The 14,648-nt window shown below is 63.5% G+C and carries 13 protein-coding genes; 2 read left to right on the plus strand and 11 right to left on the minus strand.

What is annotated here, in order from left to right; translation table 11 throughout:
• Positions 1-127: 127 nt before the first annotated feature.
• The 3 genes from B0G76_RS35455 to B0G76_RS35465 are packed head-to-tail and all read right to left on the minus strand — an operon-like array spanning position 128 to position 3,345.
• Positions 128-1,618, minus strand: a complete 1,491-nt coding sequence (locus tag B0G76_RS35455; protein WP_120297418.1) for a YfcC family protein — start codon at positions 1,616-1,618, stop codon at positions 128-130.
• 13 nt (positions 1,619-1,631) lie between these two features.
• Positions 1,632-2,402 carry an IclR family transcriptional regulator gene (locus B0G76_RS35460; RefSeq protein ID WP_120298045.1) on the minus strand — a complete coding sequence of 257 codons (771 nt, stop codon included), beginning with the start codon at positions 2,400-2,402 and terminating at the stop codon, positions 1,632-1,634.
• Positions 2,403-2,448: 46 nt separating this feature from the next.
• Positions 2,449-3,345, minus strand: coding sequence for an N-formylglutamate amidohydrolase (locus B0G76_RS35465; protein WP_120297419.1), 897 nt, complete (start codon positions 3,343-3,345; stop codon positions 2,449-2,451).
• Between the two features lie 395 nt (positions 3,346-3,740).
• Between B0G76_RS35465 and B0G76_RS35470 the strand changes: the two genes are divergently transcribed.
• Positions 3,741-4,853, plus strand: a complete 1,113-nt coding sequence (locus tag B0G76_RS35470) for a porin (RefSeq protein ID WP_120298046.1) — start codon at positions 3,741-3,743, stop codon at positions 4,851-4,853.
• A 137-nt stretch (positions 4,854-4,990) separates the two neighbouring features.
• Here B0G76_RS35470 and B0G76_RS35475 read toward each other — a convergent pair whose 3' ends face one another.
• The 8 genes from B0G76_RS35475 to B0G76_RS35510 form a co-directional block, all read right to left on the minus strand.
• Positions 4,991-5,962 (minus strand): ion channel, encoded by a 972-nt coding sequence (locus tag B0G76_RS35475; protein WP_120297420.1) that lies wholly within the window; start codon positions 5,960-5,962, stop codon positions 4,991-4,993.
• Positions 5,963-6,044: 82 nt separating this feature from the next.
• A complete protein-coding gene (locus tag B0G76_RS35480) occupies positions 6,045-6,290 on the minus strand; it encodes a hypothetical protein (RefSeq protein ID WP_120297421.1) in 246 nt (81 codons plus the stop codon).
• Positions 6,291-6,351: 61 nt separating this feature from the next.
• Positions 6,352-6,582, minus strand: a complete 231-nt coding sequence (locus B0G76_RS35485) for a hypothetical protein (RefSeq protein WP_120297422.1) — start codon at positions 6,580-6,582, stop codon at positions 6,352-6,354.
• A gap of 134 nt (positions 6,583-6,716) precedes the next feature.
• Positions 6,717-7,634, minus strand: a complete 918-nt coding sequence (locus tag B0G76_RS35490) for a carbohydrate kinase (protein WP_120297423.1) — start codon at positions 7,632-7,634, stop codon at positions 6,717-6,719.
• Positions 7,631-8,914, minus strand: coding sequence for an AGE family epimerase/isomerase (locus B0G76_RS35495; RefSeq protein WP_120297424.1), 1,284 nt, complete (start codon positions 8,912-8,914; stop codon positions 7,631-7,633). The genes B0G76_RS35490 and B0G76_RS35495 overlap by 4 nt, the downstream gene beginning before the upstream one ends.
• Positions 8,911-9,897, minus strand: a complete 987-nt coding sequence (locus B0G76_RS35500; RefSeq protein ID WP_120297425.1) for a LacI family DNA-binding transcriptional regulator — start codon at positions 9,895-9,897, stop codon at positions 8,911-8,913. Before B0G76_RS35500 ends, B0G76_RS35495 begins: the two co-directional genes overlap by 4 nt.
• Positions 9,898-10,085: 188 nt before the next feature.
• Positions 10,086-11,939: a phosphodiesterase gene (locus tag B0G76_RS35505; RefSeq protein WP_120297426.1), complete on the minus strand. Its 1,854-nt coding sequence runs from the start codon at positions 11,937-11,939 to the stop codon at positions 10,086-10,088.
• Between the two features lie 277 nt (positions 11,940-12,216).
• On the minus strand, positions 12,217-13,245 hold the full coding sequence (locus tag B0G76_RS35510) for a bile acid:sodium symporter family protein (protein ID WP_120297427.1): 1,029 nt from the start codon (positions 13,243-13,245) through the stop codon (positions 12,217-12,219).
• Positions 13,246-13,763: 518 nt separating this feature from the next.
• On the opposite strand from B0G76_RS35510, the gene B0G76_RS35515 reads away from it, so the two are divergent.
• Positions 13,764-14,351 carry a hypothetical protein gene (locus tag B0G76_RS35515; RefSeq protein WP_259460923.1) on the plus strand — a complete coding sequence of 196 codons (588 nt, stop codon included), beginning with the start codon at positions 13,764-13,766 and terminating at the stop codon, positions 14,349-14,351.
• Positions 14,352-14,648 lie beyond the last annotated feature (297 nt).

The following is a 14,648-nucleotide window of genomic DNA, read 5'->3' on the forward strand; positions in this document are numbered from 1 at the left end:
AAGACGAGCGCGGCTTTTGACACACGCACAGCGAGCCTCGTGAGAGGCGGCTGGGCGGCCAGCGCGGATGCACGGCCTAGTGGGAATGCCGCGCAGCAGGACGGTGCCCGACGCGACCGGTTTCGCTTCAATACCCGGTCCACACCGCCAGCGCGAGTGCGCCGGCCGACAGCACCAGCAGCAGCACAAACAACGGCAGGATGAACCTGATCCACTGGCCAAAACCGACCCGCGCGGTGGCGAGATACGCGAGCAGCATCCCGGAGGTCGGCGTCACCATGTTCGTCAAGCCGCCGCCCAGGACGAAGGCGAGCACCGAGGTCTGGCCGCTGACACCGGACAACTGGGCGATCGGTCCGATGATCGGCATGCTGACCGCGGCCTTGCCGGACACGGACGGAATGAACACGTCGAGCACCATCTGTACGGCCATCAGGCCGTTCGCCACCCACACCGCCGATTGACCGCGCGCGAGCCGCGTGAAATGTTCGATCAGCGTGTCGAGAACCAGACTGTTCTGCAGAATCAGTTCGACGGATGCCGCGAGACCGATCAGCAGGCCGGCCAGAATCATCCCCTTCATACCGTCGACGAAAGCGTCGGCCGCGCTGCGCGAATCGAGCCTGCCCACGGCGGCCGTCACGATGCTGATGAACACATAGAACGCGGACAATTCCACATTGCCCCAATGCAATTCACGCGTGCCGATCACCAGCATCGCAGCGGCGATCGTCAGCACGATCAGCGTTGCCTTGTGGCGGCCCGAGAGTTTTACTTGCGGGTGCTGGCCGAGACTCTCCCGCGCGGCGGCCAGCCGGTAGCCGCTCAAGCGGACATGGGCCAGCAGATACAGAATGCCCAGCGTCAGGAACACCACGAACACGCCGATCCGCATCGCGATACCGCTAAAGAGCGGCACGCCGACAATCGGCTGCGCAACCGCGAGCGAGAGCGGATTGGTCACCGAGGCGATATAGCCGATCTTCGCGGCAATCGCGACGAGCCCCACCGCGAACAGGTTCGACAAACCGAGCCGCCGCGCCAGCACCATCACCATCGGAATGATCACGAGGTATTCGGAGATGAAGCCGAGCAGCGTGCTGCCCAAGCCGATCAGCACCATCAGCAGCGGCGCCAGCACATAGACGTTGCCCGCGGTGAGTTGCAGGAGCCGGTCGATCCCCGCATCCACCACGCCGGTCTTGCGCATCACGCCGAACATGCCGCCGACGAACATCACCATGAAAATCAGCGGCGCGTTCTTGATGAGGCCATTGGGCACCGCGACGAACGCCGACACGAGGCTCGCCGGCGCGGCCTGCTCGGGCGTGCTTTTGACGACGCCCGGCGCGACCAGCGTGGCGAGGCTGTGGCTCTTCGGTACCACCTGATAGGTGCCCGGCACCACCAGCTTGTCGTGACGCTCGAAGTGGCCGGCGTCGATCACATAGGTCATCGCCACGGCGGCAAGCACGACCCAGATCATCATCACCACAGGGTGCAGCATTTTGCCGTGAGGCTTCTTTTCATCGCTGCCGCTGCCGGGATGGCTGCCTGGCGGTTGATCGTCGTCGGCGGTGGGCGCCGCGGGCGGTGCAGGTGGCGTGAGCGTGGTCATGGGCGGGTTCCTGTCATGCCGGCTGTGGGTTCATCTGCGGCGCGGTATAGCCGAGTTCGGCGGAGATCGTGCGGCTGCACGCTTGCAAACGTTCGAGGTAGTCGGGGATCTCGATCCGGCTGATGCGCATTTCCGGCCCCGAGATGCTGAGCGCGGCCACCGCATCTCCGGTGACGTCGCGCACCGGCACCGAAATCGCTACCGCGCCGGCCGTGACTTCGCCCACGCTGACCGCATAGCCTTTGCGCGCGATCGCATCGAGTTCGTCGACGAGCTTCATCAGGTCCGGCGGCTGCGGCAGTTTCTTCAGGCGCGCGAAGTATTCGGTCTTGACCGCGTCAGGCGCGAACGCGAGCAGGATCTTGCCGGACGCACCGCTGTTGAGCGGGCGCCGGTTACCCACCGCGCCGATCGTGCGCATCTCGTGCGTGCTTTCGCAACGCGCGACGCACACCGTTTCCAGCCCTTCGCGCACGCGCAGCACGACGTTTTCGTTGATCGCCTGGTTGAGCGCGAGCATGTGCTTTTGCGCCGAGCGCACCAGCGTGTTCTGCTGCGCGGCCGCGACGCCGATCACGAAGGCCTGCGGACCCAGCGAGTAGGTCGAGGCGCGCGTGTCCTGCACGACGAAGCGGTGCAATTCGAGCGTGCACAGCATGCGGTAAGCGCGCGACTTGTTGATGCCGAGCTGATTGGCGAGCTCGGTGACGCCGAGGCCAGGATGTTCGGCCACGTGGCTCAGCAGTTTGAGCGCGCTGTCGACGGAATCGACGATGTAGTTCACGGTAGTTCCTTCCATTGTTGCTTGCTGCAATGCTTCCGGGGTTGCGTCATTCAGCGAGGCGTGGCGCGGCAAGTTCGGCGCGCACGTACCCGGCGAGCGCGGCGACGAACGCGTCGAGGTCGCGCTTGAGCGTGTCGAAGCCGGTGCTTTTGACGAACGCGGCTTCGTCCATATACAGCCCGCGATTCAGTTCGATCTGGATGCTGTGCCTGCGCCGCGCGGGATCGCTGACGGCCGCGAGCAGATCTCCGCCCTGATACGGCTCGTTTATCTGGACGCGATAGCCCGCGCCGCTGAAATAGTCCGCCACCCATTGCGTGAAGGCCGGATCCGCGGTGGTGCCGCGGCGGTCGCTGATCACGAAGTCGGGGCGAGCAGCGCCTGCGTCGACGTTCATCTCGTTGCCGCGCGATTTCATCGAATGACAGTCCACGTGCCACAGCGCGCCGTGCTGCGCATAAGCGCGCTCGGCGGCGGCACTCAGCGCCGCGCGGTAGGGGCGGTAGTACGCGTCGATACGATGCCGCACTTCGGCGACCGACAGCTTGCGGTCGTACATCGGCATGTTCGGCAATGCGTCGCGCCGGATCAGGCCCATGCCGCGCAACGTGTACTTCTCCGGCGCGAGCGGTTCGGGCCACGGCTCGGCGAGCAGTTGCGCATCGATATCGGTGATCGCGCGGTTCGGGTCGATGTAGGCGCGCGGGAAATGCGCGCCGATCAGTACACCGCCTTGCGCCGGCACGCCAGCCCACAGTTCGTCGACGAACGCGTCCCACGAGGTACGAATCGCGGCGGCCGGCGCGGACGTGCCGAAGTCGACTGGCAGCGCGATGCCGCTGTGCGGTGAATCGAACAGGATCGGCAGAAAAGCCGCAGCCGGTTCCGCGACGAAGAACGGTGCGTGTGTGGGCGCGGCAAAAGTGTTGCTATCGGGCGTCAAAACAAATTCCTTTCGGGTGGCCGACGCGCTTTGAAGGCCGTCGTAGCCAGAGTCAGTGGCCTGTGCGTTTTATTAAATAAAACAACGTATCAATATTTAACGACGAACGGTATTGCCGGTCAAGTGACTCGTCGAAAGCCTTGCTGTCCGGGTCTTCTATTTTGAAATCATTGATGGGTAAGGATTTGCGACGTATTGCTCAGTAAAACCCCCAGCGCCGAGGTTGACCGTCAATGCGGGCAAACCAGAATTTTTACGACGCCTTGACCAAGCAATTTTGCATTTCGAATAATAAATAATACGTTGTTTTATTCATTAAAACAAATGATCGAAGCGTTCGAAGAACGGCCGGCTTCGGCGAGACAGGCTCACACACTCACAACAAGGAAATGCAGATGAACAGGAAAGGTTTGCGGATGACCATGGCGCTCGCGAGCGCGGGGATCGGCGCGGTGCTGAGCGGCAACGCCGCGGCGCAGTCGAGCGTGACGCTGTACGGCATCGTCGACTCCGGCATTACGTACACGAGCAACCAGAAAGGCAGTTCGACCTGGCAGGCGACCGGCGGCAACGAACAGGGCACGCGCTGGGGCATGGTCGGCACGGAGGATCTGGGCGGTGGCACCTCGGCGATCTTCAAACTGGAGAATGGCTTCAACATCGAGACCGGTACGGCGAGCGCGAATGGCCGCATGTTCGGCCGTCAGGCGTGGGTGGGGGTGTCGAACCCGCGCTGGGGGACTTTCACGATGGGGCGCCAGTACAACGCCGCTCAGGATTCGCTGGCGCCGTTGCAGATCGGCGCGAGCACGTCGCTCACGCAGTACGCGCTGCATCCCTTCGATACCGACGACCTGAACAACACGTTTCGCACCGACAATTCGGTGAAGTACGTCACGCCGACTTTCGCGGGCTTCCAGGGTAACGCGATGTACGGTTTCTCCAACGCGACCAACTTCGCGGCGAACCGCAGCTGGAGCGTCGGCGGTACGTATGCGCAGGGTCCGGTGCGCCTGGGCGTGGCTTACGTGGTTCTCGATAACCCGGCGCTCGACCCAACCGGCGCGATTCCGTCGGACAACTACTACACGTTCCTGAAGGGCATCACGAAGCAGCAGATCTGGGGCACGGCCGGCACGTACGACTTCGGCAACGCGACGTTCGGCCTGATGTACACGACCTCGCTGTTCAATCTGCAGACGGGTGCGTCGCAGCGCTTCAACAACTACGAAGGCAGTTTCCGCTATCGCTTCACACCGGCCGTGATGTTCGCAATCGGTGAAACGTACACGCAGGTTCATACGACGCAAAGCACGAAGCCGAGCGTGCACTACCTGCAAACCAGCGCGGGCGTGCAGTACTACCTGTCCAAGCGCACCGATCTGTACGTGAACGCGATCTATCAGCGCTCGTCGTCGAATGCGGTGGCGGCGGTTGAAGGGATCAGCAATCCGTCGAGCTCGAACACGCAGGTGGTGGGCGTGGTGGGGATTCGCCACAAGTTCTGAGCGGGTGATGGGGCGGCAGCACAGCACCCCTGCATGATTCGCGCAATGAGTGGTGCAATGTGGCGGAGCGATCCGGCTGCGTAGCGCGGTGCGAGCTACGCAGCCGGCACTTCGCCGTCTTGCCAGGATCGCGCGCTTTACGGCGCGGGCGCTTTCGCCATAGGCGCGGCGACCGGCGCCGAATCGAGCGGCGTGACCTCGTTGAAATGCGAGTAATCGATGTGACTCACGCCATCTTCCTCGCGCATGATGTCGACGAACCGGTGTTGCCAGCGGATCAGCTCGCAGGGCCACGAGTAGCGCGCCTGCATGGTTTGCGAGGTCGATTCGTCGACCCCTTCAAGCGTGAGCAGCAGCGACATGTCGCGGCCCTTGAGCGTTTCGGCGGTTTCGCCGAACAACGGGCTGCTTTCGTCGATGACATGCATCAGGACCCAGCCCAGTTTGAACACGGGATGCTGGTCGCGCACCAGCGTCAGATCGTAGAGCTTGCGCAGCGTAAAACCTTCGACGGTGGTCTCCAGCCGCATGATGCGCAGCTTCGCTCGCGCTTCGGCGATCACGTTCTGACGCGCGTTGGCGGCGCGCACCATCAACGTCATGCGGCCCTCGAGCGGCCGCACGACTGCGTAGCGGGCGAACATGATCTTGGCGTGCGGGCGCGAGAAGCGCGCGAAGATCAGCCCGGTTGCCAACGCGATACTGGACATCCCTACAAAGATCTCGAGTGTCGCGATCCAGTGGGCGTAGACCGTTTGCGGGTGCATGTCGCCATAGCCGACCGTCGCGAGCGTTTCGACGCTGAAGAAAAATGCGCCGCCAAAGCCCGATGGAAACTGATTGGCGATCGGTGCGTTGCCGACCATGTAGAGCGCGGCAAACACGGTGTTGAGCAGCAGAAACAGGACCCCGAGCGAAACGAAAAACGTCGGCCAGCGGACGACGAGTGCGCGGTGATAGAGATCCTGCCAGAGCGGCGTCGGCATGCCGTGCGCGATCACGACGCGATCGTCCAGGCGCAATTCCCGGCTGCCGCGCGCGCGACGTCCATGCACCGGCGTTTCGTCGTCGCGGATGCCGGAAAGGCGGTCTGACGGTTCAGTAGCCATCGCGTGTCTGTGGAGATGAAAACGCGCAAAGCGTAGCACGCCGCCTCACGCGAGCGTGCCGACCGATGGGTCTGTTTTGCGACTACGGAAAGGCCCGCGGCTTCGGAATGCCGGCCCCGTGTTCGATGTCGTCGACGGCTTGCTGGTGCGCGGCGGCGATGGCTTCGGTTTCGTCGCCGTAGCCGTTGTCACCGCCAACGGTGGTCCACGACTTGACGGCTTTCTCGCGATGCCGGATTTCGTATTCCGCGTCCCAGCGTGCGCCGTTGAGTTCGAGAGGGCGGACGTGAATCGAGTACACGCCGTAGAGGAAGAGCTGTTCAGCCATGGTCGCCTCCAGCCGGTTGTTTCAGGGGCGGCGCGGTGCAACAGGCACGGCGCCGGCTTGCCTAGAGTTCGATTTCCCCAAGGATACGGTGGGCGAGGGCCTTGGCTTCTTCGAGCGCTTCCTCCGGCGTGGACGAGGTGGTGTCGACCTCGTAGACCGTGGTTTCCTGGTCGGCGCTTGCTTCGCCTTCGTCGCGGGAAAGGGTGACGAGACCCTGCCACGCGTCGCTTTGTACTTCTCTTATCGACGCCGTGGCCGTGTAGATGCCTTTGGTGTAGGTGATGTCCTCCATGACGACGCTCCTTGTTCCAAAGGGTTGGGTTTTTTCATCCTAGCACGATGATCGATGTTCGGTCGTTCGCCTGCGCGGCGCCCGATATCTTCAACCGATGTCGCCAACAATACGCGCCGCACAAGGCAAAAAAACTACAGCAGCGCCACAACTTCATCCAACGAAGGCGCATGTGCGCCCGCGTGGCGGCAAGCCGCTGCGCCGGCGGCCAGCGAAAAGGCAAGATGCTCCGGCAAGCCCCGCTGCGGCGCGGCCATCAGGCTGAACAGCAGTCCGCCGATAGACGCATCTCCCGCGCCCACGGTATCGACAACCTCGACCCGAGGCGGTCGGGCCTCCACCACCATGGCGCCGTCGATCAGCATGGACGTCTCCGGTCCGCGCGTCACCAGCACAGTGGCGGCGGGATTCATGGCGCGCAACTGGGCAAGCGCGCCGGCTTCGTCGTCCGTCTTGAAGAGCATGCGCAAATCCTCGTCCGAGACCTTGATCAGATCGGCCAGCGCAGCCATCTTTCGCAACGTGGGCTCGTACCCCTGCTCCATCAGGTTCCGGTAGTTCGGATCGAAGCTGATCTTCACGCCGCGCGAGCGCAATTCGGCTGCCAACGCGGCAAGCGTGTCGCCAAGAGGCTGGCGCACCAGGCTGATGCAACCGAAATGCGCCCATTTCACCTGCCCGATCCAACCGGTCGGCAAGCGCGCCGGATCGAACGCCAGATCGGCGCCGTTCTCACCCATGAAAAAGTACGCAGGCGGATGGGTCTGGTGAACGATCGCCAGCAGGGGTGGGCGCTCCACGCGCTGCATGAAGCGCATGTCGAGGCCCGCGGCAATGCTCGCGTTCCACAGATCGTCGGAGAAGTTGTCGACGCCCAGCGACCCGGCGCACGCCGTCGGCAAACCGAGCCGCGCCACGCAGCGCGCGACGTTCCAGCCCGCGCCGCCAGGGCGTGAAAGCCATTGCGAGGCGCCGGTCCGCACGAGATCGGTGAGGATGTCGCCGGCTGAGACGAAGAGGGGGAATTCGGTGTTCGCGCTCAGGTTGCTCATTTTGCTTGCTCCGCGGATTCCGGCGCGGCGGCCGCGCCGTCAGGCAGTGCGTGCGCCAGCACTTCGTAGCACGCGCCCATCGTGTGATAGTCGGTCTTGCCGGCGGGACTCTTTTCGTCGCTGTATTTACGGTTGTCGCAGGTGAGGATGCGGTACCACGCGCCGTATTTGTGATCGACGAAATGCGTCCAGCTGTAGCGCCAGATCTCGTCGTACCAGTCCCAGAAACGCTCGTTGCCGGTGCGCCTCGCAAGCAGCGCCGCGGTCGCGAAGGTCTCCGCCTGAACCCAGAAATACTTGTCGTGATCGCATACGGTGCCATCCGGGCCGAAGCCGTAATAGAGGCCGCCGTGATCTTCGTCCCAGGCATGCGTCATGGCGGCGTCGAATAGCTCGATGGCGCGCGGCAGCAACCACGGCAACGGACGATAGCGTTCGAGAATCAGCAGCAGCTTGGCCCACTCGGTCTGATGCCCGGGCTGGAAACCCCATGGGCGGAAGATGTTCGAACTGTCTTCCTCGTTGTAGTGCCAATCGACCGACCAGTCCGCGTGAAAGTGCTCCCACACGAGACCTTGCGAGAGCTTCGCCTGACGCAGCGTGATGTTCGACGCCACCCGCTCCGCGCGATCGAGATAGACCAGGTGCCCGGTGGCTTCGTGCGCGGTCAGCAGAGCCTCGGTGGTGTGCATGTTCGCGTTCTGGCCGCGGTATGAACTGACGCGCCAGTCGGGTGTCGCCTCGTCGGCATAGAGGCCGGCGGCGGCGTCCCAGAAGCGATGCTCCATCAGTTCGAAGGTCGCGCCGATCATCGGCCTCGCTTCCTCGATGCCGGCCATCGCGGCATGCGAATACGCGAGCAAAACGAACGCGAGGCCGTAGCAGTGGCGCGTGGCGTCAAGCGTGTGTTTCTTGCCGTCGCGCCATTCGAGCTCCCAGTCGTGGCCTTCGTGCGCGGCGTCCCAATGCGCTTCGCGCAGGAAGCGCAAACCGTGGCGCGCGTACTCGAGATGCTGCGGGTCGCCGAACTTGCGATACGCCATGGCGTAGTTGAAGACGTAGCGGCACGTACTCACCAGATGCCGCGTGGTCTTGTCGTACACGGAGCCGTCGTCACGGAAAAAATGGAAGAAGCCGCCGCTCGGATCGAGCACGTTCGGCGCGTAAAAGCGCAGCGTGTCCTGCACATGCGCGAGCAGGAAGTCGCGGCTGCGGAAGTTGTCGACGGGCGGCGCCGCGGCGACGCCGTTGGCGGGGTGAAGCGGATCGGATTGCGTCATGGCGTCTTTACCAAAGTACTGGCACGGGCAATGAGATGGACGGGCAAGTGGACTTCGAGTTCAGCGGGTGCGTCTTCAAGCAGGAGCTCGACGCCGCGCCGGCCGAGCGCTTCCTTGTCGACCGAAATGGTCGACAACGGCGGCGTGGCATGCGCGGCGGCGGGAATGTCGTCGAAGCCGATGATCGCGATGTCCTCGGGCACGCGGATGCCGCGTGCGAGGCACGCGCGCAGCGCGGCGAGCGCGGCAGCGTCGTTGTAGGCGAATACGGCGTCGGGCCGCGGGCCGGGCGCATCGAGCAACTGATGCATGGCACGCGCGGCGCCGGTGTCGGGATCGAGGCCGGCGTCGATCGTGACTTCCAGCGAGGGGTCGAACAGCAAGCCCGCTTCGAAAAACGCGCGCCGGTAACCGAGCGCGCGCTGGGCGATGCTGAAGTGCGCGAGCGAGCCGCCGATGAACGCGACGCGCTTGCGCTGCTGTTCGAACAGATGCCGCATGGCGAGCGTGGCGCCGGCGGCGTTGTCGAGATTCACCGAGCGCAGGCCGGGCGCCCAGAGGTCGATCAGCACGAGCGGGCGTTGCATCGTCACCAGCGTGGCGAGCGTTTCGGGCTCGACGAAACCGGCGATCGCCACCGCGTCGGGCGCATGAAGGCGCATCTGATGGATCACGTCTTCGGTCGGACCGGCGGTCAATACGGACGGCACAATGGCGCGTTCGCGGCACGCGTCTTCCACGCCGTGCAGCACGTGCGAAAAGAATGGGCTGACGGCGAAGTTGTTGTGCTGACGGTGCAGCAGAAAGGTCAGACGGCGGATGCGTGGGCGCAACTGGGCGGCGTCATAGCCGAGCTGCCGCGCCGCTTCGACCACGCGTTCGCGGGTGGCCTCGGAAAGGCCGGGCTGATTCTTCAACGCGCGTGAGACGGTGCCGATCGACACGCTGGCGGCGCGGGCGACGTCGCGGATGGTTGTGGCCATCGAATGAAGCGGCCGCAAGAGGGGCCGCCGTACGCTGTTTGGGTTCGGGCGATTGTATAGTAAAACTTCGCCGAAGCCGCCCCATGATGAGGCGATCCCTACCCGTAGATACCCGTAGACAGTGGCACTGGCCTGATTTATGTTGTTTAGTAAAATCTGCTAAACAGGACGTGCGCCCAAGCGCTCATTCAGTCGAATGGCATCGCCGCCACGTCGGTCTGCCCGCGCAGCAGGGCCACGCTCTCATCCGCATCGATCAGCACGAAGCCGCTCGTCTCGTGCTTCGCGCGTCGCTTCGCCAGCGCCGCGACAGACGCGATTTCCTCGCTGCTGTACAACGACGGACCGCCGTCAGACTCGACGCGCACGCAGCCGATCGCCATCGTCACGAAGCCGAAGAAGGTTGGATTGCCGCGCCGGTCCTCACCGTGGATGCCGCCGGCCAGCCGGTCGGCGGGCGCGTAGAAGCGCTGTGCGCCTTCGTTGAACAGATGGATCGCGCGCAGCACGCGGTCCTGCCAGTCCTCGCTCTGGAACAGGATCAGGAAGTCGTCGCCGCCGACGTGGCCGAGAAAATCGCGGGTCGGATCGCAGACGTCGGCGAGCACGGCCGCGGCGAATTTCAGCACTTCGTCACCCTGCCAGTAGCCGTACTGGTCGTTGAAGGGCTTGAAGTGGTTCAGATCGACGTAGCAGGCGTAGAAGCCCGCGTCGTTGCCCAGCAGGCGGGCGATGTGCGAACTGATCGGGATGTTGCCGGGCAGGAAGGTCAGCGGGTTCGCGTAACGCGCGGCTTCGATGCGCACCTCGGTCACCGCGCGCACCAGGTTCTCGCCGGTGCCGAGACCGGCGTACTTGCCGTCGCGGTCGGTGATGACGAAACCGTCGGCGAGATAACGCTGGTCGTCGCTTGCAAGCAGTTTGGCCATTTGTTCGACGGTCATCGATTGCTCGATGATCACCGGCGACGCGTTCGCAAACTGCAGGCACGGCCGCTTGCCGAACAGCTCGCGGTGGTAGGGCAGCGCGTAGCGGTCCATGAAACTGCGGCGATTGATCAGCGCGACCGGTTTGTCGTGCTCGACCACCGCCACCGCGTGCAGATCGGGCAGGCGGTTGAACAGTTCGAGCACGTCGTTGTTAGTGGCATGGCGCGGCAGCGCGGGCGCATGCACCATCATCTTCGCCGAGGCCATGCCGCCCGACGGCGACGCGCTGCTCACCGTGCGCGTGGTCTCCGGGAACACGGCAATGTGGCCGGCGCGCAGTGCGTCGCGAGCGTCGTCGGTCACGCTGCGGGCCGGCTGGGCATGCGGACGGCCGAAGAAAAACCCCTGCCCGCAGCCGATCCCCATGTCGCGCACCACGATCAGGTCCGCTTCGTCCTCGATGCCTTCGGCCACGAGCCGTGCGCCGCTTGCGTTGGCGAAGTGCTGCATGGCGCGCACGGCTTCGAACTTGAGCGAATCGCCAGAGATGCCGTGAATGAAGAAGCGGTCGATCTTAACGATGTCCGGTTGCAGGCGCACCCAGAGATTCATGCTGGCGTTCGCGGTGCCGTAGTCGTCGAGCGCGAATTGCGCGCCCTCGGTGCGCAGCGCTGAAACCACCGGCACAAAGCTGGCGACATCCAGAATCGTGCTTTGCTCGGTCAGTTCGATCACGATCCGTTGCGGATCGACGCCGCGGCGGCGCAACAGGTCGAGCGTGTCGTCGCGTGTTTCCGCCAGTTGCCGGATCGCGCCCGCGCTGAAATTGAGAAACAGCTTGCCGTCGAAATCGAGCCTCGCAAACGCTTCGACGCAGGTACGCGCGGCGGCCTGCTCGAGTTCAAGCGTGCAGCCTTCGGCGAGCGCCTGCGAAAACAGCGCGAACGGCGCTTCGAGCGAGGTGTTGGCCGGGCCGCGGATCAGACCTTCGTAGCCCAGGATCGCGCCGTCGTCGAAATCGATGATCGGCTGGAAGACGGCGGACAAATCGCGCCGGGCGATCAACTCCTCGATGCGCGGCGCAGCGGATCGGGAGGGCGAACGAGGTTGCATGGCAGTTAGGCGTAGCGATCGACCTTCGTCTTATCGACCCATCAGGCATGGAATTAAGTGAACTTTTGATGAAACGTTGCACCGGAGTGGTGCGTTCCGGCGCTGAGCTCGCTCCCGGCTGGTTTTGCCACGGCCAGGACTTTGCCTATGCCATCCGGCTGAGGCGACAGCGGCGGCGTTTGAGCGTGAAATAAAAAAAAAGCCGCACGAGGCGGCTTTCTTCAAATAACGCTCAGGGAGGGCGCTTATGAATGTCCTGTTTGCATTGCGCGCGTATTCAACGGCGCGCAACCGCGGCGGCGGGCTGCTCGCGCGAGGCAGCACGGGTTTCGCCGCTGAGGTCGCGAGCACCCCAACGCTGCGCGAGCGCGGCGCACACCATCAGCTGGATCTGGTGGAACAGCATCAGCGGCAAGACCACCGCGCCCACCGCGTGCGAGGCGAAAATCACCTTGGCCATCGGCACGCCGGCGGCGAGGCTTTTCTTCGACCCGCAGAAGATGATCGTGATCTGATCGGCGCGGTTGAATCCGAGCCGCTTGCTGACCAGGATCGTCAAGGCCAGCGCGAGCGCGAGCAGTACCACGCAGATCAACAGCAGGCCGCCGAGCGCGGACAGCGGAATCGTATGCCACAGGCCTTCGTTGACGGCCTCGCTGAACGCGCCGTACACCACCAGCAGGATCGAGCCCTGGTCCACGAACTTCAGCACGCCGCGATTGCGCTCGATCCACTTGCCGATCAGCGGGCGCAGCAACTGCCCGGCCACGAACGGCACCAGCAGTTGCAAAACGATGTTGCCCACCGTATGCCACGGCGAGGCGCCGCCGCTCGCGGCCTGATTGGTGACGACGAGGCTGACGAGTGCGGGCGTGATGAAGATGCCCAGCAGGCTCGAGGCCGACGCGCTGCATACGGCGGCCGGCACGTTGCCTTTGGCAATGGAGGTGAACGCGATAGACGATTGAACCGTAGACGGCAGCGTGCAGAGGAAGAGGACCCCCGCATAGAGCGCCGGCGTGACAAGTGGCGAAAGGAGCGGCTTCAGCGCGAGGCCGAGCAGCGGAAAGAGCGCGAAGGTGCTGAGCAGCACCACCAGATGCAGGCGCCAATGCGTCGCACCCGCAATGATCGCTTCGCGTGAAAGCTTGGCGCCGTGCAGGAAAAACAGCAGGCCGACTGCGACGTTCGTCACCCAGTTGAACCCGACGGCGGCCTGCCCGTGAACCGGCAGGACGCTGGCAAGGATCACGGTGCCCACGAGGCACAAGGTGAAATTGTCGGGAAGCAGTTTCGGGCGAGCCATGGCGGAATCTCGATTCGGTGATGCGAAAAGCAGGGCGCGCGAGTGCGCCCGACTCAGGCTATGAAAAACGCCTATTGTTGTCGAAAATCGATTAAATATGCAAATTCATTTGCCGAATCGATTAATGAGTATTGCGCATCAAATATGCTGTGTCGGCAATGCTTCAGCCAATGTCCACGGTGAGTTTCAGTATTGGTGAGCGCATCTGTTTGGTCCACTGCCGTTTTGACATTCCGACTAAAAATCCGCCTGAAATTCGTGCATACGCAAGCACGTTCAGCGCATCCGGATATAGCCGCCGAAGCAAGCTGCTTCAAGGCTTTGGCGCAAGGACTCTGTCGCGGAAAAACGTCGCAGTAACAAGGTGTTACAACAGCGGTCGAGGCCTAACACTTTTTGGCTCGACACCCTTTGCCGGCACCCATAAATTACGCTCAAAGGCCATCGGGATGCCCCGCGCCGCGACAGATACGCAGCGCTCGTGCCGGTCCCAGAACAAGTCCATCGCAGCTCGAACGGTGGACTTCAGGCAGGTCTTCGGGCATGTGAGTCACGTGGTGGACGGGTTGTCGAGAACGAAGCACTGGGCGTTGGGCGCGGTTATCGCCGCGTTGTGCTCGTTCGCCTATGCAAAAGTGCCGGGCATACCGCATGGAGGCGGTGGCGGCGGATACTCGCACGCCGCCGCGGACCACGCAATGCGCGGTGATGCGCGCAACCGCGGCTACTACTATGGCGCCACCAATGTAAGACCGGCTCGCAACAACGTGGCCGACAGCAACGCGCGCTTGCCGCGTGGCGGCGCGAACTTCGCCACCGGCAGCTACGTCAACGGCTTTGGCGGTTACAACCCGGGCATGCGTCATGTTGCCGGGCCGGCTGGATATCCTAACGATAGCCGCGGCGGCATGCAGTACGCCGGCGCTATCACCCCGGTCAGCGCCGAATCGCGCACGGTGCCCCGGCCGCCGCCCAACGCGCCGGTTCGCGCTGGCTCGATTCGCGCCGATGTTGCCCGCTACAACGAAGAGCGCGGCTCTTCGCGTGCCATGCAACGCCCGGCGGACGACGCGCGTCAGCAAGAAGGTTCGCCCTACCGTAACTAATCGCGGACTAAAAGCACCGCGTTAGTGCGGTCCTACACCGCCCCTCGTTTCACTTAATCCCCTTCTCAAGCTTCGCCGAATCCGCTTCTCCGGCTTTCAAACCGGTTTGAGGTGGCATTGCGCGTTGCTGTTGTCCAAAAAGCCCCCGTCAATGTGACGTTTCGACGCCACACTTTCTTGAAAACACTCGGCAGCAAACCGCGTCCCGTCGTCAAATTTGGTCGATTTCGCCGCGGCGCGTCATCCGCTTGTCATCTCAACCGTTATCACCCAGTCGGGCGCAATGTCAGTAACGCT

Source organism: Paraburkholderia sp. BL23I1N1 (assembly GCF_003610295.1).
Lineage (GTDB): Bacteria > Pseudomonadota > Gammaproteobacteria > Burkholderiales > Burkholderiaceae > Paraburkholderia.